Origin of the sequence: Streptomyces panaciradicis, from assembly GCF_023516615.1 — a bacterium.
In the GTDB taxonomy this organism is placed as follows: domain Bacteria; phylum Actinomycetota; class Actinomycetes; order Streptomycetales; family Streptomycetaceae; genus Streptomyces; species Streptomyces panaciradicis.
The window spans coordinates 116,827-138,104 of record NZ_JAMGBF010000036.1 but is presented as its reverse complement, the minus strand read 5'-3'; the positions used below and the strand labels follow the sequence as shown (position 1 = coordinate 138,104).

General features: G+C 70.4%; 18 protein-coding genes and 2 pseudogenes. 10 read left to right on the top strand and 10 right to left on the bottom strand.

From position 1 onward, the window contains the following. The 3 genes and pseudogenes from M8J74_RS15125 to M8J74_RS15115 form a co-directional block, all read left to right on the top strand. A pseudogene (locus M8J74_RS15125) lies at positions 1–281 on the top strand (hypothetical protein); the annotation flags it as partial. 70 nt (positions 282–351) lie between these two features. After that, positions 352–771 carry a phage holin family protein gene (locus M8J74_RS15120; protein ID WP_249836892.1) on the top strand — a complete coding sequence of 140 codons (420 nt, stop codon included), beginning with the start codon at positions 352–354 and terminating at the stop codon, positions 769–771. Then, positions 768–1,262, top strand: a complete 495-nt coding sequence (locus tag M8J74_RS15115; protein WP_249836891.1) for a DUF3618 domain-containing protein — start codon at positions 768–770, stop codon at positions 1,260–1,262. The genes M8J74_RS15120 and M8J74_RS15115 overlap by 4 nt, the downstream gene beginning before the upstream one ends. 145 nt (positions 1,263–1,407) lie before the next feature. Here M8J74_RS15115 and M8J74_RS15110 read toward each other — a convergent pair. Then, a pseudogene (locus tag M8J74_RS15110) lies at positions 1,408–1,746 on the bottom strand (YhjD/YihY/BrkB family envelope integrity protein); the annotation flags it as partial. Positions 1,747–1,833: 87 nt separating this feature from the next. On the opposite strand from M8J74_RS15110, the gene M8J74_RS15105 reads away from it, so the two are divergent. Further along, positions 1,834–2,442, top strand: a complete 609-nt coding sequence (locus M8J74_RS15105; RefSeq protein ID WP_249836890.1) for an ArsR/SmtB family transcription factor — start codon at positions 1,834–1,836, stop codon at positions 2,440–2,442. 13 nt (positions 2,443–2,455) lie between these two features. Beyond that, positions 2,456–3,190: an SRPBCC family protein gene (locus M8J74_RS15100; RefSeq protein WP_249836889.1), complete on the top strand. Its 735-nt coding sequence runs from the start codon at positions 2,456–2,458 to the stop codon at positions 3,188–3,190. A 13-nt stretch (positions 3,191–3,203) separates the two neighbouring features. Here the strand turns inward: M8J74_RS15100 and M8J74_RS15095 are convergent, their stop codons facing one another. Continuing rightward, a complete protein-coding gene (locus M8J74_RS15095) occupies positions 3,204–5,030 on the bottom strand; it encodes a DUF8508 domain-containing protein (RefSeq protein ID WP_249836888.1) in 1,827 nt (608 codons plus the stop codon). A 278-nt stretch (positions 5,031–5,308) separates the two neighbouring features. On the opposite strand from M8J74_RS15095, the gene M8J74_RS15090 reads away from it, so the two are divergent. After that, positions 5,309–6,736, top strand: coding sequence for an amino acid adenylation domain-containing protein (locus M8J74_RS15090; protein ID WP_249836887.1), 1,428 nt, complete (start codon positions 5,309–5,311; stop codon positions 6,734–6,736). Positions 6,737–7,561: 825 nt separating this feature from the next. Here the strand turns inward: M8J74_RS15090 and M8J74_RS15085 are convergent. Genes M8J74_RS15085 through M8J74_RS15075 form a run of 3 tightly spaced genes read right to left on the bottom strand, consistent with a single transcriptional unit; the run spans position 7,562 to position 9,474 of the window. Then, a complete protein-coding gene (locus M8J74_RS15085) occupies positions 7,562–8,002 on the bottom strand; it encodes a hypothetical protein (protein WP_249836886.1) in 441 nt (146 codons plus the stop codon). Between the two features lie 37 nt (positions 8,003–8,039). Then, complete coding sequence (locus tag M8J74_RS15080) at positions 8,040–9,194, bottom strand: chymotrypsin family serine protease (protein ID WP_249836885.1); 1,155 nt, start codon at positions 9,192–9,194, stop codon at positions 8,040–8,042. A gap of 49 nt (positions 9,195–9,243) precedes the next feature. Continuing rightward, positions 9,244–9,474 carry a hypothetical protein gene (locus M8J74_RS15075; protein ID WP_239015389.1) on the bottom strand — a complete coding sequence of 77 codons (231 nt, stop codon included), beginning with the start codon at positions 9,472–9,474 and terminating at the stop codon, positions 9,244–9,246. A 313-nt stretch (positions 9,475–9,787) separates the two neighbouring features. Between M8J74_RS15075 and M8J74_RS15070 the strand changes: the two genes are divergently transcribed. The 4 genes from M8J74_RS15070 to M8J74_RS15055 all read left to right on the top strand — a co-directional run bounded on the left by M8J74_RS15070 (position 9,788) and on the right by M8J74_RS15055 (position 15,805). After that, on the top strand, positions 9,788–11,230 hold the full coding sequence (locus M8J74_RS15070; protein WP_249836884.1) for an alkaline phosphatase PhoX: 1,443 nt from the start codon (positions 9,788–9,790) through the stop codon (positions 11,228–11,230). A 1,277-nt stretch (positions 11,231–12,507) separates the two neighbouring features. Beyond that, positions 12,508–14,085, top strand: coding sequence for a TROVE domain-containing protein (locus M8J74_RS15065; RefSeq protein WP_249836883.1), 1,578 nt, complete (start codon positions 12,508–12,510; stop codon positions 14,083–14,085). A 94-nt stretch (positions 14,086–14,179) separates the two neighbouring features. After that, complete coding sequence (locus M8J74_RS15060) at positions 14,180–14,773, top strand: HNH endonuclease (protein ID WP_249836882.1); 594 nt, start codon at positions 14,180–14,182, stop codon at positions 14,771–14,773. Between the two features lie 15 nt (positions 14,774–14,788). Next, on the top strand, positions 14,789–15,805 hold the full coding sequence (locus tag M8J74_RS15055; protein ID WP_249836881.1) for a 1-aminocyclopropane-1-carboxylate deaminase: 1,017 nt from the start codon (positions 14,789–14,791) through the stop codon (positions 15,803–15,805). Between the two features lie 43 nt (positions 15,806–15,848). Here M8J74_RS15055 and M8J74_RS15050 read toward each other — a convergent pair whose 3' ends face one another. The 5 genes from M8J74_RS15050 to M8J74_RS15030 all read right to left on the bottom strand — a co-directional run bounded on the left by M8J74_RS15050 (position 15,849) and on the right by M8J74_RS15030 (position 21,241). Continuing rightward, on the bottom strand, positions 15,849–17,030 hold the full coding sequence (locus M8J74_RS15050) for a TerD family protein (protein ID WP_249836894.1): 1,182 nt from the start codon (positions 17,028–17,030) through the stop codon (positions 15,849–15,851). Between the two features lie 71 nt (positions 17,031–17,101). Continuing rightward, complete coding sequence (locus tag M8J74_RS15045; protein WP_249836880.1) at positions 17,102–18,091, bottom strand: zinc-dependent alcohol dehydrogenase family protein; 990 nt, start codon at positions 18,089–18,091, stop codon at positions 17,102–17,104. After that, on the bottom strand, positions 18,088–18,936 hold the full coding sequence (locus tag M8J74_RS15040; RefSeq protein ID WP_249836879.1) for a carbohydrate ABC transporter permease: 849 nt from the start codon (positions 18,934–18,936) through the stop codon (positions 18,088–18,090). Before M8J74_RS15040 ends, M8J74_RS15045 begins: the two co-directional genes overlap by 4 nt. Beyond that, complete coding sequence (locus M8J74_RS15035; protein WP_249836878.1) at positions 18,933–19,871, bottom strand: carbohydrate ABC transporter permease; 939 nt, start codon at positions 19,869–19,871, stop codon at positions 18,933–18,935. The genes M8J74_RS15040 and M8J74_RS15035 overlap by 4 nt, the downstream gene beginning before the upstream one ends. Next, positions 19,868–21,241 (bottom strand): ABC transporter substrate-binding protein, encoded by a 1,374-nt coding sequence (locus M8J74_RS15030; protein WP_249836877.1) that lies wholly within the window; start codon positions 21,239–21,241, stop codon positions 19,868–19,870. Before M8J74_RS15030 ends, M8J74_RS15035 begins: the two co-directional genes overlap by 4 nt. Between the last annotated feature and the right edge of the window lie 37 nt (positions 21,242–21,278).

The window sequence follows — 21,278 nt, the reverse complement described above, 5'->3', positions numbered from 1 at the left end:
CCGGCTGGCGCGTCCTCGCCCCCTCCTGCGCGGGCTGCGTCCGCGGCCGTACGTCCGTCTCGCTCGCCGCGTTCGCCCGGCTGGCGGGGGAGGGCCTGCGCGTCGTCGCCGCGGCCGAGGACGCCCGGCCGGCGGCCGGCGCCGATCCCACCGCCGCCGGCTCACTCGGCGTGCCCGAACTGGTCGCGGAGGCGGCGCTGTTGCAGGCCCGTCTCGACTGGTTCCAGACCCAGCTGGCCAGGCTCGGGGAGCCCGGCGGCCGGGGAGGCCGGCAGGGGTAGCCGGGGAGGTGACGGGTACCCGGGGTGTTCCCAACGTTTTCGAACGACAGGAACACGAGAGGAGGCGACCGTGACCGGGACCACCACCCCCCGGCCGGTGCGCGACGAGCAGCACTCCGTGGGTGAACTCGTCAACAAGGCCACCGAACAGCTCTCCCGGCTCCTACGACAGGAAGTGGCCCTCGCCAAGGAAGAGCTCGCCGCCAAGGGGAGGCGCGCCGGACGCGGTGGCGGACTGCTCGGGGCGGCGGGCGCGTTCGCGTACGCCGGACTGCTCGCCGCGGCCGGGACGGCGATCGCCGCTCTCTCGCTGGTGCTGTCCGTGTGGGCCGCGGCGCTCATCGTCACAGCGGTGCTGTTCGTGATCGCCGCCGTCCTCGGCGCGACGGGCCGCGCCCAGCTGCGCAAGGCCACGCCCCCCACGCCGGAGGAGGCCCTCGGCAGTGTCAAGGCCGATGTCGAGGAGATCAAGGAAAGGGCACACCGATGACGGACAGGGCGGCCGGGGAGACGGGCGCCGAGGGAGCCGAGGAGCTGCGGCGGCAGATCGAGCGGACCCGCAGTGAACTGGGCGACACGGTTGAGGAGTTGGCAGGAAAGATGGACGTCAAGGGCCGCGCGCGGGCCCGCGCGGCCGACCTCAGGGACAAGGCGGGCGCGATGAGCGTGCAGCTGCGGAGCACGGCGGCCCAGGCGGGTCACACCGTGCAGCAGCGCGCCACGCAGGCGGGCCACAAGGTGCAGGACACGGCCGCCAAGGCCGGTCACCAGGCACACGACCGGGCGCTGAAGGCGGGCCACACCGCCCAGGACCGCACGGTACGCACCCGGCACACCCTGGAGGACAGGGCGGAACACGGCATGCCGTGGCCGGCCGGTCCCGTCGTGAAGGCGGCGGTCCGCCACCCGCGGCCGGCGCTGCTCATCGGCGCGGCGGTGCTGGCGGTCGCGGTGGTGTCGTGGAGGTACCCCAAGAAGTAGCCGCGGGACGAGGGGCGGTCGGCAGGAACGCGTCGGCCGGGTGCCGGACGGGCTCAACAACCCGTCCGGCACCCGGCCGGTTCGTTCGCACAGCCTGTTCGTTCGCCCGGCCGGTCCGTCCTCAGGGCCGCACCGGCGGCTCGGCGGCCGGCACGCCGCCGGTCCCGCCGCTGTCGCTCAGCTGCGTCACGGCGTCCCGCAGGACGTCCCGCGCGGGGCCCGGCGCGAGCCCTGCGATGTTGTCGACGATCCCGTCCGTGGCACCGCGCCCGACCACCCCGAGCAGGGACACCAGCAACAGCAGCGCCGGGAACAGCGACAGCACGCCGTAGTACGTGAGCGCCGCCGCGCGGTCGGAGAGCTCGTCGTCCAGCAGTTCCCTCGCCGTGCGCCGCACCACCGCCCGCCAGGAGCGCGCGGGCAATCGGGTGGGACTGTCCTTGTCGGCCGTGACCGGCGGGTCTCCCGAAGTCCCTTCCCGAATCGGCGAGTTGATGTGAATCACTGTCCGGGACTCACCGAACACTCGAATCGCCTGGACAAAAAAAGTTTTCGGTGAGACGGTGGACGCATGCTGGACGTCACCGTGATCGAGGACCCCGAGGCCGCCGCCGTCTCCCTGGACCCCATACGGGCCCGGCTGCTCGCCGAGCTGGCCGCCGGGCCCGCCTCGGCGGCCATGCTCGCCGGGCAGGTCGGGCTTCCGCGGCAGAAGGTGAACTACCACCTCAAGGCGCTGGAGCGGCACGGCCTGGTCGAGCTGGCCGGCGAGCGCCGCAAGGGAAACGTCACCGAGCGGCTGATGCGGGCGACCGCGGCGTCGTACGTCATCTCGCCACTCGCCCTCGCCGCCGTGCAGCCGGACCCGGACCGCTTCCGCGACCAGCTCTCCGCCCGCTGGCTGCTGGCCCTCGGCGCCCGGCTGGTGCGCGACGTCGGGTCGTTGATCACCGGCGCGGCCAAGGCCCGCAAACGGCTGGCCACCTATGCCCTGGACGGCGAGGTCCGCTTCGCCTCGGCCGCCGAACGGGCCGCGTTCATCGAGGAGTTGACGGCCGGGGTCACCGCCCTGGTCCGCAAGTACGACGCCCCGGACGCCGAGGGCGGCCGTGACCACCGGATCGTCGTCGCCGTCCACCCCACCCTCAAGGCAGCCCAGCCGCCACAGGTACCGCAGTAGTCAGGAGCCCACCATGCCCAAGGAATTCGAGATCGTCCGGGAGTTCGAGGTCGACGCCACCCCCGAGCAGGTCTGGGAGGCGATCACCACCGGAACCGGCGGCTATCTGTGGCCGATGGACCCACCGGAGCCCAAGGTGGGAGGCGCCGGGCCCTTCGGGTCCACGGTCACCGCCTGGGACCCGCCGCACCGCTACACCAACCGCGTCGCGGACGTCGAGGGCATCGCCGGGCAGACGATGAACCAGCTCGACCACACCATCGAACCCCGCGACGAGGGGCGCCGGGCCTGGGTGCGGTACGTGCACAGCGGCATCTTCGTCGACGACTGGGACAACCAGTACGACGGCGCCGCCAAGCACACCGACTTCTACCTGCACACCCTGCGCGAGTACCTGGTCCACTTCGCGCCCCGGCCGGCCGCGTTCGCCACCTTCGACGGGCCCGAGGCCTCGAAGGCCCCCGACGCCCTGGCCGTCGTGGGACGGGCCCTCGGGGTCGGCGAGGACGTCGCCGCCGGCACCCGGGTGACGGTCCACGGACCGGACGACTTCGACGCCGTGGTCGACTTCCGCAACCCGTACTTCATCGGGCTGCGCACCGACCGGGGCCTGACCCGCGTCTTCGGACGCAACCACTGGGGCCACCCGGTCGGCATCTCGCTGCACGACTTCACCCCGGGCACCGACATCAAGGAGTGCGAGAGCGCCTGGCAGGGCTGGCTGAACGGCGTGTTCGACCAGCCCTGACCGGGCGCGGGTGTCACGGACGGAAGCGCAGCACCTGCGGGTCGTGGTCGCTGATCTGGTCGTGGAACTCCGAGTTGATGTGCACGGAGTCGTAGTCCAGGTCGCAGCCGCGCCGGATCGACGGGCTCACCAGGATCTGGTCCAGAACCTGCTGGTTGCCCTGGTAGTCGTAGGTGTACCGCTCGCTCTTCGGCAGGGACTTGATCGCCGACCACAGCTCGCCGTCACCCTCGAGGATCTGGGCGGTGCCGGAGAAGTCGAAGTCGTTCATGTCGCCGAGCGCGATGACGTCCGCGTTCTTCTGGACGTCGAGGATGCTCTTGACGAACCCGTTGACCAGCGTCGCCTGCGCGTGGCGCTGGGTCTCCGAGCTGCGCGTCGGGGGCTGGTACTGCGAGGTCAGCCCCTGGTCGCCACCCTTGGAGTTGAGGTGGTTGGCGATCACGAAGACCGTGCGGCCGCGGAAGACGAACTCGCCGGCCAGCGGCTTGCGGCTGGACTTCCAGGCGTCGTTCGCCGGCTCGATGCGGCCCGGGGAGGCCGTCAGCTGCGCCTTGCCGCGCACCTTGGTGACACCGACGGCCGTCGTGGAGTCGCCGCCCGCGCGGTCGGTGAAGGACACCCGCTCCGGGTTGAACAGGAACACCTGGCGGATGTTGCCGCCGGGCTCGCCGCCGTCCTGGTCGTTGACCGGGTCGATCGAGCGCCAGTCGTACTTCGGGCCGCCCGCCGCGACGATCGCGTCGATCAGCTTGTTCACGGTCGCGCTCGCGTCGACGACACCGTCGTCCGTCGCGCCGTCGTTGTCCTGGATCTCCTCCAGGGACACGATGTCCGGCGACTGCAGGTTGTTCACGATCGCGGCGGCGTGCGCGGCGAACGTGGTGTCGGACGGGTCGAGGTTCTCGACGTTGTACGTCGCCACCGCCAGCTCGCCCCGCGCCTGCTTGCGGGTGGTCTCGCGCTGCAGCCCGCCGCTCTTGAGGGTGCCCAGCTCGCTCGCGGCCAGGGTGTAGCCGCCGTACTGGTTGTAGTCCAGCGGGCCGGTCGTGGTGCCGGTCAGCGTGTCGCCGACGTTCGCCACCGGGAAGCCGGAGGTCGGGCCCAGCGTCTGGATCTGCAGCCGGCCGGTGTTCTGGGAGTCGTAGGAGCCGTAGAGGGCGCCGCCGCGGCGGGTGCGGTTCTCGTGCGGCTTCACCGTGACCCACAGCTCGCTGTAGGGATCGGTGGCGGTGACCACGCGGGCGTCGGCGACCTGGACGTTCATGCCCTCCAGGGACTCGTAGTAGTCCAGGGCGTACGTCGAGGGCTCCAGCGGCAGGGCGTTGATCGAGCCGTTCGCGGCGCTGTCGCCGGCCGGGGTGTACTCGTCCGGCACCGAGTCGGCGTCGATCACCGTCGGCGCCGGGACCGCGTTGCCGGTGGAGACGGTGGCGACCGTCGGCTTGGTGATCTCCGTGACCGACTGGTTGCCGGACGAGGTGCCGCCCGGGACGTACTCGGAGACCGTGCCGGAGACCGTCACCGAGTCGCCGACCGCGACCTTCGGGGTGGAGCTCGTGAAGACGAAGACGCCCTCGCTGGTGGCCGGGTCGTCGTCCGGGGTGGGGTCCTGCATCCAGAAGCCTCTGGAGGAGCCGTAGGTGCGCGTGCCCGTGACGATGCCGGGCACGTCCGCCACCTTCTGGCCGGCGTACGGGGATATTCGGGTCGTGCCCTGGACGTCGTGGATGCGCACGGAGTCGGCGTGCGCCGGGGAGGTCAGGGCGACGGCGGACGCCGCGGAGCACACGGCGGCGACGGTGAGCGCGGCGAGACGCGCGGAGGACTTGCTCGGCAACGGAATCCCTCCGGGGATGTTCGTGAGTGCCGGGACGAGGGTGGGTCGTGGGGGGAGGGTGACGCGCGTAGAAAACAGTGAACAGTTGTCCCCCGAGTTTCTACGCGCGTCAATCTCCTGCCTGCTCCGGCCAGTTGTCAAGGTTTCGGCCATGTACGAGGGCCGACGACGAGATGAACCGGGCGGCATAGGTGGAAATCCGTCTAGGCTGAGCCACTGAGTCGTACGTCGTCCAGGTGGTCGTACGGTCTTCGAGGCGCCCGAGGAGAACCGAGCCGATGTCAGACAGCTCCCCCCTGCCGCCCGTGCGGCTGCACCCCGAAGCGGAGCTGGCGCGGGACGCGCTGTCCACGCCCCTGCTGTCCCGGGCCGCGAGGCTGGCCCGCTGGGCCGGTCCGGACACCCGCGTCGACGCCGGGGGAGAGCTCGCCGAGGAGCAGCTGCCGGCCGCCGCCGAGGTGCTGGGCCTGACCGGGGACGACGCCGCGGCCGACGCGGGCGAGGCCTGGCGGGCCGCCGTGGACACCGGCCTGGTGGAGATCGTCGACGAGGAGGCGGGCACCGTCACGGCCGGACAGGAGCTGGCCCTGCTCACCGCCGGCTCCCCGCACGACGTGCTCGCCGTGTGGCAGGGCGTCCTGGAGACGGTGCTCGCCGACGCCAGTGTCCCGGACATCGAGGGCCTGGAGGAGGCCCTGGCCGAGGACGGCGAACTCGACCTCTCCGGGCTGGAGTGGGACCCCGAGGCGGAGGCCGCGTTCCTCGACGGCGTCCTCGGCAACCTCTACCTGCTCACCGTCAGCGAGGACGGCCCCGGTGACGCGCCCGTGCCGCTGCCGGCGCTCGCCGCCTCGATGATCGTGCCCTCCGACATGGGGGAGCCCACCAACGACGTCCTGGAGCAGGTCTCCGACGCGATGATGCGGCTGGACGACCAGTTCCGGCTGCTGCAGCCGGTCGGGCTCGTCGAGTACCAGCCCGTCGACGAGGCCCTGATGGCCGACGCCGACGAGGAGCCCGCCGCACCCGTCGACGACACGGACGTCTCCCGCTACGGCATGGTGCGGCTGACCCCGCTCGGGCTCTACGGGCTGCGGGCGCGGCTGCTGGAGGCCGGCTTCACCGCGCCGGCCGTGGGCGACCTCGCCGACAAGGGGGCCGACGCGCTGCTGGACGGCACGGCGACGTTCCCCGCCGGGGCCGCGCAGGCCGAGACCGAGCAGTGGCTCGCCCGGCGCGAACCCCTCGCCGCGGCACGCGAGTTGCTGGCGGCGGCGCGCGGCGCGGACGCCGGCGCCCCCTTGCGGCGGCTGCGCTGCCAGCAGGCCCTGTCACTGGTCGGCGTCGAGGCGGAACCCGCGCTGCGCGAGGTCCTCGACGACGCCGAACTGGGCGGCCTGGCCCGCGTATGGCTCGCCGAGCGGGGCGTGCCGGACGTGCCGCCCCCCTCGGAGGCGATGATCTTCTGGCTCACCATCGACACGGTCGCCGCACAGCTGGCCGCCGAGGGCAACTCCGACGAACTGCGCGAGCTGGTGCAGGGGCTGGCCGCACAGCACGGCGAGTTCTTCGCCACGGCCTGGCGGGTGGACCACCCGGCCACCGCGGACGTCCTGGAGGCGATGGGCCGGCTGCACCCGGACAAGCGGGTGGCCAAGGAGGCACGCAAGGCGGCCTTCAAGGCGAGGTCGCAGCAGGGGGGTTGAGCGAGCGCTCTCAAGACGCGCTCCCGGCAGAGTCGTTGAGCGGGCCCTTGCAAGATGCTTTCCTGGTACGGCCGTTGAGCGGGCCCTTGCAAGACGCGCTTCTGGTACGGCCGTTGAGCGGGCCCTTGCAAGACGCGGTCCTGGCGGGGCGGTTGTGCGAGTCGCTTCAAGGCCCGCTCCCGGCAGGGCGGTTGAGCGAGCCCTTTCAAGGCCCGCTCCCGGTAGGGTCGTTGAGCGGGCCTTGCAAGATGCGTTCCTGGTCAGGCCGTTGAGTGGGCCCTTGCAAGACGCGCTTCTGGTACGGCCGTTGAGCGGGCCCTTGCAAGACGCGGTCCTGGCGGGGCGGTTGTGCGAGTCGCTTCAAGGCCCGCTCCCGGCAGGGCGGTTGAGCGAGCCCTTTCAAGGCCCGCTCCCGGTAGGGTCGTTGAGCGGGCCTTGCAAGATGCGTTCCTGGTCAGGCCGTTGAGTGGGCCCTTGCAAGACGCGCTTCTGGCAGAGCGGTTGAGCGGGGACTTTCAAGTCGCGTTCGCGGCAGGGCCGTTGAGCGAGTCCTTTCAAGGCCCGCTCCCGGCAGGGCGGTTGAGCGAGCCCTTTCTAGGCCCGCTCCCGGTAGGGTCGTTGAGCGGGCCTTGCAAGATGCGTTCCTGGTCCGGCCGTTGAGCGGGCCCTTGCAAGACGCGCTTCTGGCAGAGCGGTTGAGCGGGGACTTTCAAGTCGCGTTCTCGGCAGGGCCGTTGAGCGAGTCCTTTCAAGGCCCGCGCCCGGCCGGGCGGTGAACGTGCCGTGGCCCCCGCGCTCGGCGGGGCCCACGGGCCGTCACAGCCTTCAGCAGTGGTAGACCGTCGTGTGCTTGAACGACGACGTCGCCCCGTTGAAGCCGTACGTCCCCCGGTAGGCCGGCGGGTTCTGGAACTCGCCGACGATGGTGACCGTCGCCGTGTTGTCGTGGCGTGTGGCGTCCAGGCGGACGCTCTCACCCATGAACCCGCCCGTGATGTTCCACGGCGGCCCCGAGATGGTGCCCGTGATCTGGCCGCCTGTGACGACGTACGGGTAGGTGTTGGGGTTGTACCGCACCTCCAGTTCCCAGGTCACCGTAGCCCCGTTGTGCAGCTCCAGCCGCGCCGTCGCGGCCACCGCCTCCGGCGACACCTCCGCCCGCGGCGCGAACGCCTCGTCGCGGGTCTTCACCTCGGCGCCCTGCGCGTTGTGGAAGCGGTGCTCCACGCTGTGCGCGCCCTTCTGCCCGCGTGCCTGTGTGGTCATGGAACCAGGCCCTTCCTCGTGCGGAATCGGATGACCCTCAGGCCAGCTGTTCGGCGATCTCGACGCGCAGCAGCGCGCGGACGTTCTCGATGTGGTTGGCGACCGTGACGACCGAGGACCCCGCGAAGAGCAGGCCCAGCGCCACGGTGTCGAGCGAGGTGACCAGCGAACCCGAGTCACCGCCCGCCGAGATGTTCGTGGTGAGGATCTGGTCCTTGAAGCGGGCCGTGCCCGCCGCGCCGTAGTTGACGTCGATCGTCGCGTCGACCGCGATGATCCGGCCGAAGCTGATGTTGGTCGTCCGCCCGGTCTTCTTCACCAGATCACCGACGGCCACATTGGCCTTGCGCCGCCAGGCCCGCGGCGCCCCGCTGAAGTACTGCTCCCGGGTGGCGTCCTGGAACTCCACCGCCCCCAGCGCGCAGTCCACCACGTTGTTGTGCCGCTCCAACGGGATCTGCGGGGCGAACTGGATGGTGATGAAGCGGTCCAGCGTCGCGATCCGGTCGGCCGGGTCCGTGCCGCCGTCGAACACACCGGGCTGCACGATCGCGCTGCCCGACTGCGCCCGGTTGGAGTCGGCCAGGACGTGGTTGTTGGACAGCACGTAGAACTTCGCCGGTACGCCCAGACCAGGGCCCGGCGGGTCGACCGTCGCGCCCGGCAGGAAGTCGTACACCACCGAGCCCAGCGTGCCCGCCGTCACCCGTACGTTGCCGATCGAGAAGCCCGAAGGGCACGGCCGCATACGGCGCTTGAGGATCTGCGGCTCGAACACGCCCGGCGCCGCCGGCTCCTCCAGCACCGGCTGCGCGAGCCGCGCCAGCTGCTCCTGGAGCCCGCTGTCGGCGCCGTACGACGGCTCCCGCCGGCCCGCCGGCGAGCGCTGCTGCTGCCGCTGCGCGGCCACATGGCCGACCGCCACCACGTCCGTCGGCGTGCCGTCGTCCATCCGGTACGGGATCACGTCCCGCTCCGGCAGCATCGATTCCGGCACCTTCTGCGTCACGAACACCAACACGGCCTCCCGGCCTGTCGGTTCACCCCCGCTCCACTTCACGCCGTGGCCGAAGCCCACGACGTTCGCCAGCGGCTGCTCGCGGCGCAGGAAGTCCGACAGCGCCTGCTGCCGGGAGGAGTCGCTGAGCTGTCCGCCGGTGGGTCCTCGCATCAGTTCGGGCTGGCTCGTCACGGCCAGACCACCTTCTTTCCCCGGTTTCACCGCGGTTCCGTGACCCCGGCTACTCCTGCGCGGACACCTCGCCGATCGCGAGCACGCGCACGGGTACGCCGTCGAGTTCCTCCGGAACCACGTCCTCGTCCCTGAGCCGGTCCCTGGGCACCTTGCGGGTCACGAAGACGACGATGACGTCCCGGCCCGTGGCCTCGTCCCTCCCGGTCCCGACCCCCGTCACATTGGGCAGGCCCATCAGCCGGCCCTCATGGAGGCTGCGCGCACGACGTGCGTCCACTTCGGCTCGCCTCCCCCGGGTTCTCCAGGCAAGAGGGTGTCTATTGCCCCGAACACCGCCGGTCAAGGTGGTCTGCGGTAAATCATGGGATTGGCGACATTTGGTGCCGGTCGACCTTGTTTACGAAGATTCGTCCGACCAATTACCCGGGCGCGAGGGACTTTTGCTTCCCGTGGGCCGCCGCGTACGGATTCATGGAACTGCGTCCGATGGCGTCGCCCGGTGTTCAACTCCCGTTCAGGCGTGGGCGGGACGGTGTCGCCGACCGAGGCCCGCCACCCTCCACGGCACACCCACCGTCACAGGAGACACCATGTCGCTCACCCGCAGGGACTTCGCCAGAACATCCGCGATCACCGGTGCCGGTGTCGCGCTGGCGGGCAGCGTCGGCGCCCTCGCCACCGCCCCCAACGCCCTCGCGTCCACCGACACCGAGACCGCCGAAGCGGGGGCGGCGCACGGCCACGGCGGCGTCGGCTACGGACCGCTGCTCCCCGACCCCGACGGCATCCTCGCCCTGCCCGCCGGCTTCACGTACCGCGTCATCACCTACAGCGGCCGCACCAAGCTGGAGTCGGGTGAGTTCACCCCGTCCAACCACGACGGCACCTCCACCTTCGACGGCCCCCGCGGCGCGACCCTCCTCGTCAACAACCACGAGCTCAAGGGCCCCCGTTCGAGCTGGAAGTACCCGGTCCCGCTCACCGAGGGCCTGGTCTACGACCCCGCCGCCTCCGGCGGCTGCACGGTCGTCGAGGTCCGCCGCGACCACGTCGCCGAGTGGGTCGGCATCGCCGGCACCTCCACCAACTGCGCGGGCGGCAACACTCCTTGGGGCACATGGCTGACCTGCGAGGAGACCGAGGACAAGGCCGGCCAGAACGGCATGACCAAGGACCACGGCTACGTCTTCGAGGTCGACCCCGCCGACCGCCGGGCCAACCGCGACCCCAAGCCGATCAAAGCGCTGGGCCGTTACGCCCACGAGGCCGTCGTCGTCGACCCCAAGCGCGGCCACTGCTACCTGACCGAGGACGCCTCCAACCCCAACGGCCTGCTGTACCGCTGGACCCCGCCGGCCGGCTTCCACCACGGCCGCGGCAGGCTGCGCACACTCGCCGACGACGCGGGCGTCCTGCAGGCCTTCAAGTGCTTCGACTCCGGCGGCAAGTTCGTCGACGACCTCTCCCGCGCCACGAAGATCGGCACGGTCTACGGCGTCGACTGGGTGGACGTACCCGACCGCGACGCGAGGACCACCTCGGTCCGCAAGCAGTTCACCGAAGGCCAGGTCACCCGCGCCCGCAAGCTGGAGGGCATGTGGTGGGGCGACGGCGGCACCTACATCGTCTCCTCCTACGCCCGTGACGAGAGCCCCGTCCAGCACGACGGCGCGGTCTGGTTCTACGACCCCAAGCGCCGCACCCTGACCCTCAAGGTCCTGCTCGGCGTCAACCCCGACCCCTCGCAGGACGGCCGCTTCGACGGCCCCGACAACATCACCGTCTCCCCGTACGGCGGCCTCGTCATCGCCGAGGACGGCGAGGGCCTGCAGCACCTGTTCGGCGCCACCGACAGCGGCCGCACCTACCCCATCGCCCGCAACGAACTGAACATCGGCACCGAAGAGGAGCCGGAGTACAGCGAGTTCACCGGCGTCACCTTCTCGCCCGACGGCGCCACCCTGTTCGCCAACATCCAGGAACCGGGCATCATGCTCGCCATCACGGGGCCGTGGAAGCGGCAGAAGCGATAAAGCGCATCACTCGATCGGATGGGCTTGTCCGATTCGGGAATCGAGCCACTGAGCTGAACATACTGTTCCCTCATGTCCGAACCATGTGAACAGTGCGGCACCCCGGTGAAGACGAGGCGCAGGCGCTACTGCAGCAATCGGTGCAGTCTTCAAGGGACGGCGAGCCGCCGGGCCGAGGCCCGGCGGAGGCCTAGGCCGTGTCCTCAGTGCGGCGAGCCGATCCGCAGCCGTGGCGCGGTCCACTGCAGCCGAGCCTGTGCCAATCTGACCCGCCGACAAGAAGCGGAGGCGCGGCGTGAGCAGCTTGCGCCGTGTCTCCGATGCGGATCGACAGAGCGGCGCCCGCGCTGCGAGGGACCGTACTGTTCATGGGAATGCTTCAACGAGGACCGCTACGAGCGGACGGGTACATTTGCGCGTTGGTTCGCTGCATGGCAAGCCGGCGAAGTCAGTGGTACCAGAGCCGACGGCAAACCGGACTGGCGCGTCCGTCAGGCCTTGGTACTGCTCAGAGGGCAGCGTTGCGAGAAATGCGGCTGGGCTGAGATCAACCCTGTCTCCAAGCGCGTTCCCCTCCACGTCGACCACATCGCCGGCGATCGCACGAAGAACCGCCCGGACGATGTTCGCCTGCTGTGCCCGAACTGTCATGCGCTGACACCGAACTACCAGCATCTGAACAATCCCCGCGTGCAGCCGGTCCGACAGTTGCAGAGTCGGCGATACCAGGAGGTCTGGCTCGCTGGGCGTGAGTAGAGCCCACCTCCTGAACTCTCGCGTTTAATTCGCTCGCTCGTTCAGCCGGATGCCTCCTAGAGTGATGAACGTCCAGGTGCGAAGGCAGGACCTACTTCCACTGATAATGGGGCGGTCGCGGGTTCGAGTCCCGCCACCGGTACAACGCGCCGGTGTAGCTCAGGGGTTAGAGCACCTACGTCGGTTCCGCCGACCTTGTTCTCTGGACACCACAACTTCATGCACCTCCCGGTGCGCAGGCTGCGGCTACTTCCCTTTCTCAGAGAATCAGTGCCGCCGCCGACCTTGATCTCGGGAGGCGCAGCTCATGGTGGGTGCCCGGTGCGAAGGCAGCGGATACTTCAGGGACCTGGTGCTCCGAGCGAGCGTGCGGGTTCGAATCCCGTCGCCGGCCGAAGGGCCGGTGTGGCGGAAAGGGAAGACGCGCCAGGTGATAAGGCCGTCGCCGACTTCCGACCTCGGGCCCCCTCCTTCTGCCGCGCCTCCCTCCGAAACCTGTTCAGAATTCGGGGGAATTCACCATGGCGCGATTCAACACCAAGGGCGCGAAGGCGCAGCCCACTTCGCGCGTCACCTCCACGGGCCGAGTGCTCCGCACCTACGAGGGCGGCCGCGGCCGGGAGCGGGACGCGCGCTCCGAACTCTTCCTGCTCGCGGTGTCCCATTTCGTTGCGGACACCTTCTACGAGACCGGTGCCGACCGAGACGACCGGTACGCGCATCTCGTACGCCGGCTCGCCGTCGAGGACCCGGCGTGGACCGCGGGGCTCCTGGGCTGGCTGCGCGGCGAGGGAAACCTGCGTACCGCCTCCGTGGTGGGCGCCGCCGAGTACGTGAAGGCGCGCCTCGACGCTGGCGCCACCGACGGCCCCTCCAACCGCCAGGTCGTGGCCTCCGTGCTGCGGCGCCCGGACGAGCCCGGCGAACTGCTCGGGTACTGGACGGCGATGTACGGCCGCAGCGTTCCCAAGCCCGTCAAGCGCGGTGTCGCCGACGCCGTACGGCGTCTCTACAGCGGCAAGTCGCTGCTGAAGTACGACACCGCGTCCAAGGGCTACCGCTTCGGCGACATCCTCAACCTGGTGCACGCGGCGCCCGACCCGGACAAGCCGTGGCAGGGCGCGCTGTTCCAGTACGCCCTGGACCGCCGGCACCACCCGGACACGGCGGTGCCGCCCGCGTCCGACCGTGTCCTGACCGCGCACCGCGAGCTGATGGCGCTGCCGGTGGCCGAGCGGCGCGCGCTCGTCACCGCGCCCGACGGCGCCGAGCGGCTGGCCGCGGCCGGCATCACGTGGGAGGCGCTGGCGGGCTGGCTGCAGGGTCCGATGGACAAGGCGGCCTGGGAGGCCGTGATCCCGTCCATGGGTCCGATGGCGCTGGTGCGCAACCTGCGCAACTTCGACCAGGCCGGGGTGTCCGACGAGGTCGCGGCGCAGGTGGCGGCGCGGATCAGCGACCCGGCGGAGGTCGCGCGCTCGCGGCAGTTCCCCTTCCGGTACCTCGCCGCGTACCAGCACGCGCCGTCGCTGCGCTGGTCGTACCCGCTGGAGCAGGCGCTCGGCCACTCGCTGGCCAACGTGCCGGCGCTGCCGGGCCGCACGCTGGTCCTCGTCGACCGTTCGGGGTCGATGTGGGCGCGGCTGTCGGACCGTTCGGAGCTGAACCGGGCGGACGCGGCGGCGATCTTCGGTACGGCGCTCGCGCTGCGGGCGCAGAAGGCTGACCTGGTGCAGTTCGGCAGCACGAGCCGGCGGCTGTCCTTCCGCAAGGGGGAGTCGGTGCTGAAGATCCTGGAGCGTTTCGGCGACCTGGGCGGCACCGACACCACCGGGGCGATCCGGGCGCACTACAGGGGCCAGGACCGGGTGCTGATCGTCACCGACGAGCAGTACGCGTTCAGCCAGTACGGCGACCCGACCGAGCAGGTCCCGCCGCACGTGCCGGTCTACACCTGGAACCTGGCCGGGTACCGGGCGGGTCACGGCCCGTCGGGCCGGGCGAACCGGCACACCTTCGGCGGCCTGAGCGACGCGGCCTTCCGGACGGTCTCCTTGCTTGAGCGCGGTATTGACGGGCGCTGGCCATGGCTTGAGTGAATGGGCACGAGTCGGTCAACTTGTCGGCGTGGCAAACCGGTTGTGCGAAATCGACGAGTGCTCAAGGCCGCACAAGGGGCGGGGATACTGCAACATGCACTACCAGCGTTGGCTCGCCTACGGCGATCCGAACGGTGGTGGTGATCCCTCAGGGAGGGGTGCATCCCCGCCCCGGCCATGCAGTGTGGAAGCCTGCGTGAGGCCGTTGAAAGCACGCGGGCTGTGCAACACCCACTACAGGCGTTTGCGGAAGTACGGTTCACCCTCGGCAGCGCAGTTCGAGTGGACGCGGCGCGGTACTCCTTGCAGTTACGAAGGATGCAGCCGAGAAAGATACGGCGGCGGTCGTGGATACTGCCACCTGCACTATGAGCGCCTTCGTCGTGGTAAGAACGGCCTCGACGGGCGCAAGGTTCGGGGAACGCTGCAGAACGGCTATCGCATCTTCTGGGTGAACGGTAAACGGGTTCCGGAACACCGGTTGGTCATGGAAGAGATTCTGGGCAGGCCGCTTCTGCCGCGAGTGGAGAGTGTGCACCACAAGAATGGCATCCGCGACGACAACCGAGCGGAGAATCTGGAGCTGTGGACATCCATGCAGCCCAGTGGGCAACGGGTGAGTGACTTGCTGGCCTTCGCTCGGGAAGTGATCGAGCGATATGGTGACTTGCCTGATGCGGCGCTCTAGAGAATCGGGTCACCCATGTCCCTCTCCTCGTACGACCGTTACCCGCTGCTTTTCGGCCCCTCCCCGGTGCACCCCCTGGAGCGCCTCACCGCCCACCTCGGCGGCGCCTCTCTGTGGGCCAAGCGGGAGGACTGCAACTCCGGGATCGCCTACGGCGGCAACAAGACCCGCAAGCTGGAGTACCTGGTCGCCGACGCGCTCGCCCAGGGCTGCGACACCCTGGTGTCGATCGGCGGCGTGCAGTCCAACCACACCCGCCAGGTGGCCGCCGTGGCCGCCCGGGCGGGCCTCAAGTGCGTGCTGATCCAGGAGAGCTGGGTGGACTGGCCCGACTCCGTCTACGACAAGGTCGGCAACATCCTCCTCAGCCGGCTCGCCGGGGCCGACGTCCGCCTGGTCAGGGCGGGCTTCGGCATCGGCTTCAAGGAGAGCTGGGAGCAGGCGCTCCGGGAGGTCGAGGAGTCGGGCGGCAAGCCGTACGCCATTCCGGCCGGCGCCTCCGACCATCCCCTCGGCGGCCTCGGCTTCGCCGGCTGGGCCCACGAGGTGGCCGAGCAGGAGCGCGAACTCGGCGTCTTCTTCGACACGGTGGTCGTCTGCTCGGTGACCGGTTCCACTCAGGCGGGCATGGTGGCCGGGTTCGCCGCCTTGGAGGAGGCCGGTGGACGTCCGCGCCGGGTGCTGGGCATCGACGCCTCGGCCAAGCCCGCCACCACCCGCGAGCAGATCGCCCGCATCGCCCGGAACACCGCTCAACTCATCGGCGTCGAGCGCGAGGTGACCGAGGCGGACGTGGAGCTGGACGGGCGGTACCACGCGGGAACGTACGGCATCCCCGACGACACCACCCTGGAGGCGATGCGTCTCGCGGCCCGCACGGAGGGGATGGTCACCGACCCCGTCTACGAGGGCAAGTCCATGGCAGGCATGATCGACCTGGTCTCCCGAGGCGAGATCACCCCCGACTCCACCGTCCTCTACGCCCACCTGGGCGGCCAGCCGGCCCTGAACGCCTACAGCGCGCTGTTCTGACGGGACTGCCCGGCTACACAGGCCGGGCATCACGATCCCGTTACTACAGCGCCTGGGCCGACGGCTTCACCATTCCTCTTACCGTGCGGGCCTTCACGAACTCGCCCATGGCCGTCATCTCCCATTCGCCGGAGAACTGGCGGATGAGCTTGGCCATCATCACGCCCGTCTGGGGTTCGGCGTTGGTGAGGTCGAAGCGGACCAGTTCCTCGCCGGTGGCGGCGTCCAGGAGGCGGCAGTAGGCCTTGGCGACCTCGGTGAACTTCTGGCCGGAGAAGGAGTTGACCGTGAAGACCAGGCCGGTGGCCTCCTGGGGGATGCGGCCGAGGTCGACCACGATCACCTCGTCGTCGCCGCCGCCCTCGCCCGTGAGGTTGTCGCCGGAGTGCTTGATCGCGCCGTTCAGGATCGACAGTTTGCCGAAGTAGCAGCTGTCGATGTGGTTGCGCTGCGGGCCGTAGGCGATGACCGACGCGTCCAGGTCGATGTCCTTGCCGCGGTAGGCGGGCTCCCAGCCGAGGCCCATCTTGACCTGGGAGAGCAGCGGGCGGCCGCCCTTGACCAGGGAGACGGTCTGGTTCTTCTGCAGGCTGACCCGGCCCTTGTCGAGGTTGATCTTCCCGGTGCCGGGCGCGGGGGCGGGCGGTGCGGCCGGGGGCGGCGGGGCCGCCGCCGGCTGCGGGGCGGACACGGGCGGGGCGGCGGGCGCGGCGGGGGCCTGGGCCGCGGCCGGCTCCTCCACCGTGACGCCGAAGTCGGTGGCGATGCCCGCCAGTCCGTTGGCGTACCCCTGGCCGACCGCGCGGGCCTTCCACTGGCCGTTGCGCAGGTAGATCTCGACGACCACCAGGGCCGTCTCGGTGCCGAGCTGCGGGGGCGTGAACGTCGCCAGGACCGCGCCGCTGTCGGCGTCCCTGACGGTGGCGGTCGGCTCGATGCCCTGGAAGGTCTGGCCCGCGGCGTCGGGGCTCGCGGTGACGACGATCTTCTCGATGCCGGGCGGGACGGCGGCGGTGTCGACGGTGATCGCGTCCGGTGACGTACCGCCGCCGGACCGGTACGTCACGCCCGGTCCGGCCGGCTGGTTGTAGAAGATGAAGTCGTCGTCGGAGCGCACCTTGCCGTCGCCGGTGAGCAGCAGGCCCGACACGTCGAGCCGCACGGGGGCGGCGACGTCGACCGCCACGCGTGAGACGGACAGAGGGATGTTCGAGCCCGGGGTCATAGCTGTCATGCCGGGTGAACGAACGGACCGGCTTTACCGTTCCCTTAAACTTCCGCGGCCCACCGGATCTCTCAGGGCACCACGACGATCTTCCGGCCGACCCCGGCGGCGAACTGCTCCAGCGCCTGCGGGTACCGCTCCAGCGGGATGCGGTCGCTGATGAATACGTCGGGGTCGAGGACGCCGTTGCCGAACAGTTCCGCCGCCCGCTCGAAGCTGTGCAGGACCGCCATGGAGCCGGTGATCGTGATCTCCTGGTTGTAGATGCGGTACGGGTCGATCGTCACCCGGGTCGCGTAGTCCGCCACCCCGAACTGCAGGAACGTTCCGGCCTTGGCCACCCGGCCCAGGCCGTCCTGGATCGCCGCCGCGTTGCCCGTCGCGTCGATCACCAGGTCCCAGCCCTGGGGGCGGTCCAGCTCGTCGGGGTTCGCCGCGGACGCCGAGACCCCGAGGCGCCGCGCGGTCTGAAGCCGCTCCGCGTTCAGGTCGACGACGTCGACGCTCGCCGCGCCGGTCCGCTTGGCGAGCTCCAGCATCATCAGGCCCATCGTGCCCGAGCCGTAGATCAGCACGTGGGCGCCCAGGCGCGAGCGCAGGACGTCGTAGCCGCGGATCGCACAGGACAGCGGCTCGACCAGGGCGGCGTCCTGGGTGCGCACGTGCTCGGGGAGCTTCACGCAGTTCGCGACGGGCGCGACGGCGTACTGGGCCGCGCCGCCCCCGGTGGTGACGCCGATGGCGGCCCACCGCTCGCAGAGGTTGCTGTGGCCCGTACGGCAGTACCGGCACTCGTGGCAGTACAGGGAGGGGTCGACCGCCACCCGGTCGCCGATCGCGACCTCCGTGACCTGGGCGCCCACGCCGACGACCTCGCCGGCGAACTCGTGGCCCGGCACGATCGGCAGCTTGGGCGCGAACTCGCCCTGGAGGATGTGCAGGTCGGTGCCGCACAGGCCGCAGGCGGCCACTTCGACGACGACCTCGCGGGGGCCGGGGGTCGGGTCCGGGACCTCGGTGACGACGGCGCGGCCCACGGACTCGATGACGGCGGCCTTCATTTGACGGCTCCAAGCGACAGGCCCTGGACCAGCTTGTCCTGGGCGGCGAACCCCGCGGCGAGCACCGGCAGGGAGATGACGAGCGACGCGGCGCACACCTTGGCCAGGAACAGGCCCTGGCTGGTGATGAAGCCGGTCAGGAAGACGGGGGCGGTCTCGGCGACGACGCCGGTCAGGACCCGGGCGAAGAGCAGTTCGTTCCAGCTGAAGATGAAGCAGATCAGGGCGGTCGCGGCGATGCCCGGGAGGGCGATGGGGGCGACCACGCGCGCGAGGATCGTCGGCAGCCGGGCGCCGTCGATCTGCGCGGCCTCGATGACCGCCACCGGGACCTCGGCGAGGAAGGACTGCATCATCCACACCGCGATCGGCAGGTTCATGGCGGTGTAGAGCAGGACCAGCAGCCAGATGTTGTCCAGCAGTCCGGCGTTCTTGGCGAACAGGTAGATCGGCAGCAGGCCCGCCACCGCGGGCATCATCTTCGTGGACAGGAAGAAGAACAGGACGTCCGTCCACTTCCTCACCGGCCGTACGGACAGCGCGTACGCGGCCGGCAGCGCGAGGAGCAGGACGCAGAGCGTCGACGCGACGGACGCCACGGTGGAGTTGATCAGCGCGGGCCACGGGCTCGCGCCGCCTCCGGTGCCGAAGAACTCGCGGTAGCCGTCCAGGGTCAGGGAGGCGGCGAAGGACGGCGGGTTGGTGGCCGCGTCCGCCTCGGAGTGGAAGGACGTCAGCGCCATCCACGCGATGGGCAGGAAGAACGCGATCCCGACCAGCCAGGCCAGCAGGCCCAGGCCGGCTCCCTGGCGGCGCGGGCGGGTTCGTACGGCGACGGTGCTCATGCGCGGGACACCTCCTCGCGGAACAGGGACGACACCACGCGCAGCGCGAAGGTGGCGATGACGATGGAGCCGATGACCACCAGGACGCCCGCGGCGGAGGCGAGGCCGTTCTCGTGGGCCTGGTAGAAGCTCTGGTAGACGGTGTAGGGGAGGTTGGCGGTGCCGAGGCCGCCGGAGGTGATCGTGAAGACGGCGTCGAAGTTCTGCACGATGTAGATCGAGCCGAGGAGCGCGCCGAGTTCGAGGTAGCGGCGCAGGTGCGGCAGCGTCAGGTGGCGGAAGATCTGCCAGTCGCTCGCGCCGTCGACGCGGGCCGCCTCGATCTGCTGGTGGTCGCGGCTCTGCAGGCCGGCGAGCAGGATCAGCATCATGAACGGCGTCCACTGCCAGACGAGCGAGGCCTCCACCGCCATCAGCGGGGTGCGGGAGATCCAGTCCGGCTGGGGGCCGCCCACGTAGTGCAACAGGCCGTTGAACAGGCCGTATTCGGGGTTGTAGAGCACGTGCTTCCACAGCAGCGCCGCGGCCACCGGAACCACCAGGAAGGGGGCGATCAGCAGGGTGCGGACCACGCCGCGGCCCTTGAACCTGCGGTCCAGGAGCAGCGCCAGGAGCAGGCCCAGGACCAGGCTGACCAGGACCACGGTGACGGTCAGCAGGACGGTCGTCCACACCGAGTGGCGCAGGTCGGCGTCGGTGAGGACCTGCCGGTAGTTGTCGAGGCCGGTGAAGTGGCGGGCCCTGGGGTAGAGGGCGTTCCAGTCGAAGAACGAGATCACCAGCGTGGCCACGAAGGGGAGCTGGGTCACCGCGATCATGAACACCAGGGCGGGCAGCAGCGGGGCGCGGGTGGCCCAGGCGCGCAGCCGGGTCGAGGGGGCGCTGCGGGCGTGTACGGGAGTTGCGGCGATCGGTGCCGTGGTCGTGGCGGTCATCGTCCCTCGTACTCCTTCGAGATCTTCTCGGCGAGCTGCTGGGACCTCTTCAGCGCCGCGTCGACGGACTGGCGTCCGGCGATGGCGGCACTGATCTCCTGGGAGACCTTGGTGCCGAGATCGGTGAACTCGGGGATGCCGACGAACTGGATGCCGGGCGCGGGCCGCGGCTGCACGCCGGGGTCGTCGGGCCGGGCGCCCTCGATGGCCTGCTTGGTCATCTCCTGGAAGGCGGCGGCCGACTTGACGTACTCGGCGTTGGTGTAGGTCGAGGCGCGTTTGCCCGCGGGCACGTTGGACCAGCCGCTGGTCTCGCCGACCAGCTGCTCGTAGCCCTTGCCCGACGCCCAGGAGACGAACTTCCAGGCCTTGTCGGGGTTGCGGGAGGCCTTCTGGATGCCCCAGGCCCAGGTGTAGAGCCAGCCGGAGCCGGCGGTCTTCTCCACGGGGGCCGGCGCGTAGCCGAGTTTGCCCTTCACGGGGGAGCCTTCGGCCTCCAGGGAGCCGGCCGCGGAGGTGGCGTCGTACCACATGGCGACCTTGCTCTGGGTCATGTTGTTCAGGCACTCGGCGAAGCCGGACTGGGCGGCGCCGGACTCGCCGTGCCGGCGGACCAGGTCGACGTAGAACCTGGTCGCCTTCTCGAAGGCGGGGGAGTCCAGCCGCGCCTTCCAGTCCTTGGTGAACCAGGTGCCGCCGAAGGTGTTCACGACGGTGGTCAGCGGGGCCATCACCTCGCCCCAGCCGGGCAGTCCGCGCAGGCAGATGCCCTTCATGCCGGGCTTCGCGCCGTCCGCCTTGGCGGCGAGGTCGGCCACCTGCGTCCAGGTGGGGTGCGCGGGCATGGTGAGGCCCTTCGCCGCGAAGACGTCCTTGCGGTACATCAGGAACGACGACTCGCCGTAGAAGGGCTGCCCGTAGAGCTTGCCGTCGTCGGCCGTCAGGGACTGGCGCATCGGCTTGAGGACGTCCTGCTCGTCGTAGGAGGGGTCCTTGGCCACGTACGAGTTCATCTCGTGCAGCCAGCCGTTCTTGGCGTAGATGGGGATCTCGTAGTTGGAGAGCGTCGCCACGTCGTACTGGCCCGCCTGGTTGGCGAAGTCCTGGCTGATCTTGTCGCGGACGTCGTTCTCGGGCAGGACGGTGAAGTTGACCTTGATGCCGGTGTCCTTGGTGAAGTGCGCCCTGGTGAGCTTCTGCAGCTCGACCATCTGCGGGTTGTTCACCATCAGGACGTTGATGGAGTCGCCGCCGGAACCGGACCCGCCCGCCCCGGCCCAGCAGCCGGAGAGCAGCGGGGCGAGCAGCGTCCCTGCGGCGGCCAGGGCGAGCGTGGCTCGCGGTGGCCGTCGTCGGCTCGGGGTGCGCATGGATCGCTCCTGGACATAGGGGGGTGGAAGGGGCGCC

Bases quoted from the DNA above. Each gene is read 5' to 3' on its own strand.
- M8J74_RS15115 (WP_249836891.1), top strand. From the start codon at position 768: ATGACGGACAGGGCGGCCGGGGAGACGGGCGCCGAGGGAGCCGAGGAG.
- M8J74_RS15105 (WP_249836890.1), top strand. From the start codon at position 1,834: ATGCTGGACGTCACCGTGATCGAGGACCCCGAGGCCGCCGCCGTCTCC.
- M8J74_RS15100 (WP_249836889.1), top strand. From the start codon at position 2,456: ATGCCCAAGGAATTCGAGATCGTCCGGGAGTTCGAGGTCGACGCCACC.
- M8J74_RS15090 (WP_249836887.1), top strand. From the start codon at position 5,309: ATGTCAGACAGCTCCCCCCTGCCGCCCGTGCGGCTGCACCCCGAAGCG.
- M8J74_RS15085 (WP_249836886.1), bottom strand. From the start codon at position 8,002: ATGACCACACAGGCACGCGGGCAGAAGGGCGCGCACAGCGTGGAGCAC.
- M8J74_RS15070 (WP_249836884.1), top strand. From the start codon at position 9,788: ATGTCGCTCACCCGCAGGGACTTCGCCAGAACATCCGCGATCACCGGT.
- M8J74_RS15065 (WP_249836883.1), top strand. From the start codon at position 12,508: ATGGCGCGATTCAACACCAAGGGCGCGAAGGCGCAGCCCACTTCGCGC.
- M8J74_RS15060 (WP_249836882.1), top strand. From the start codon at position 14,180: ATGCACTACCAGCGTTGGCTCGCCTACGGCGATCCGAACGGTGGTGGT.
- M8J74_RS15055 (WP_249836881.1), top strand. From the start codon at position 14,789: ATGTCCCTCTCCTCGTACGACCGTTACCCGCTGCTTTTCGGCCCCTCC.
- M8J74_RS15050 (WP_249836894.1), bottom strand. From the start codon at position 17,030: ATGACCCCGGGCTCGAACATCCCTCTGTCCGTCTCACGCGTGGCGGTC.
- M8J74_RS15045 (WP_249836880.1), bottom strand. From the start codon at position 18,091: ATGAAGGCCGCCGTCATCGAGTCCGTGGGCCGCGCCGTCGTCACCGAG.
- M8J74_RS15040 (WP_249836879.1), bottom strand. From the start codon at position 18,936: ATGAGCACCGTCGCCGTACGAACCCGCCCGCGCCGCCAGGGAGCCGGC.
- M8J74_RS15035 (WP_249836878.1), bottom strand. From the start codon at position 19,871: ATGACCGCCACGACCACGGCACCGATCGCCGCAACTCCCGTACACGCC.
- M8J74_RS15030 (WP_249836877.1), bottom strand. From the start codon at position 21,241: ATGCGCACCCCGAGCCGACGACGGCCACCGCGAGCCACGCTCGCCCTG.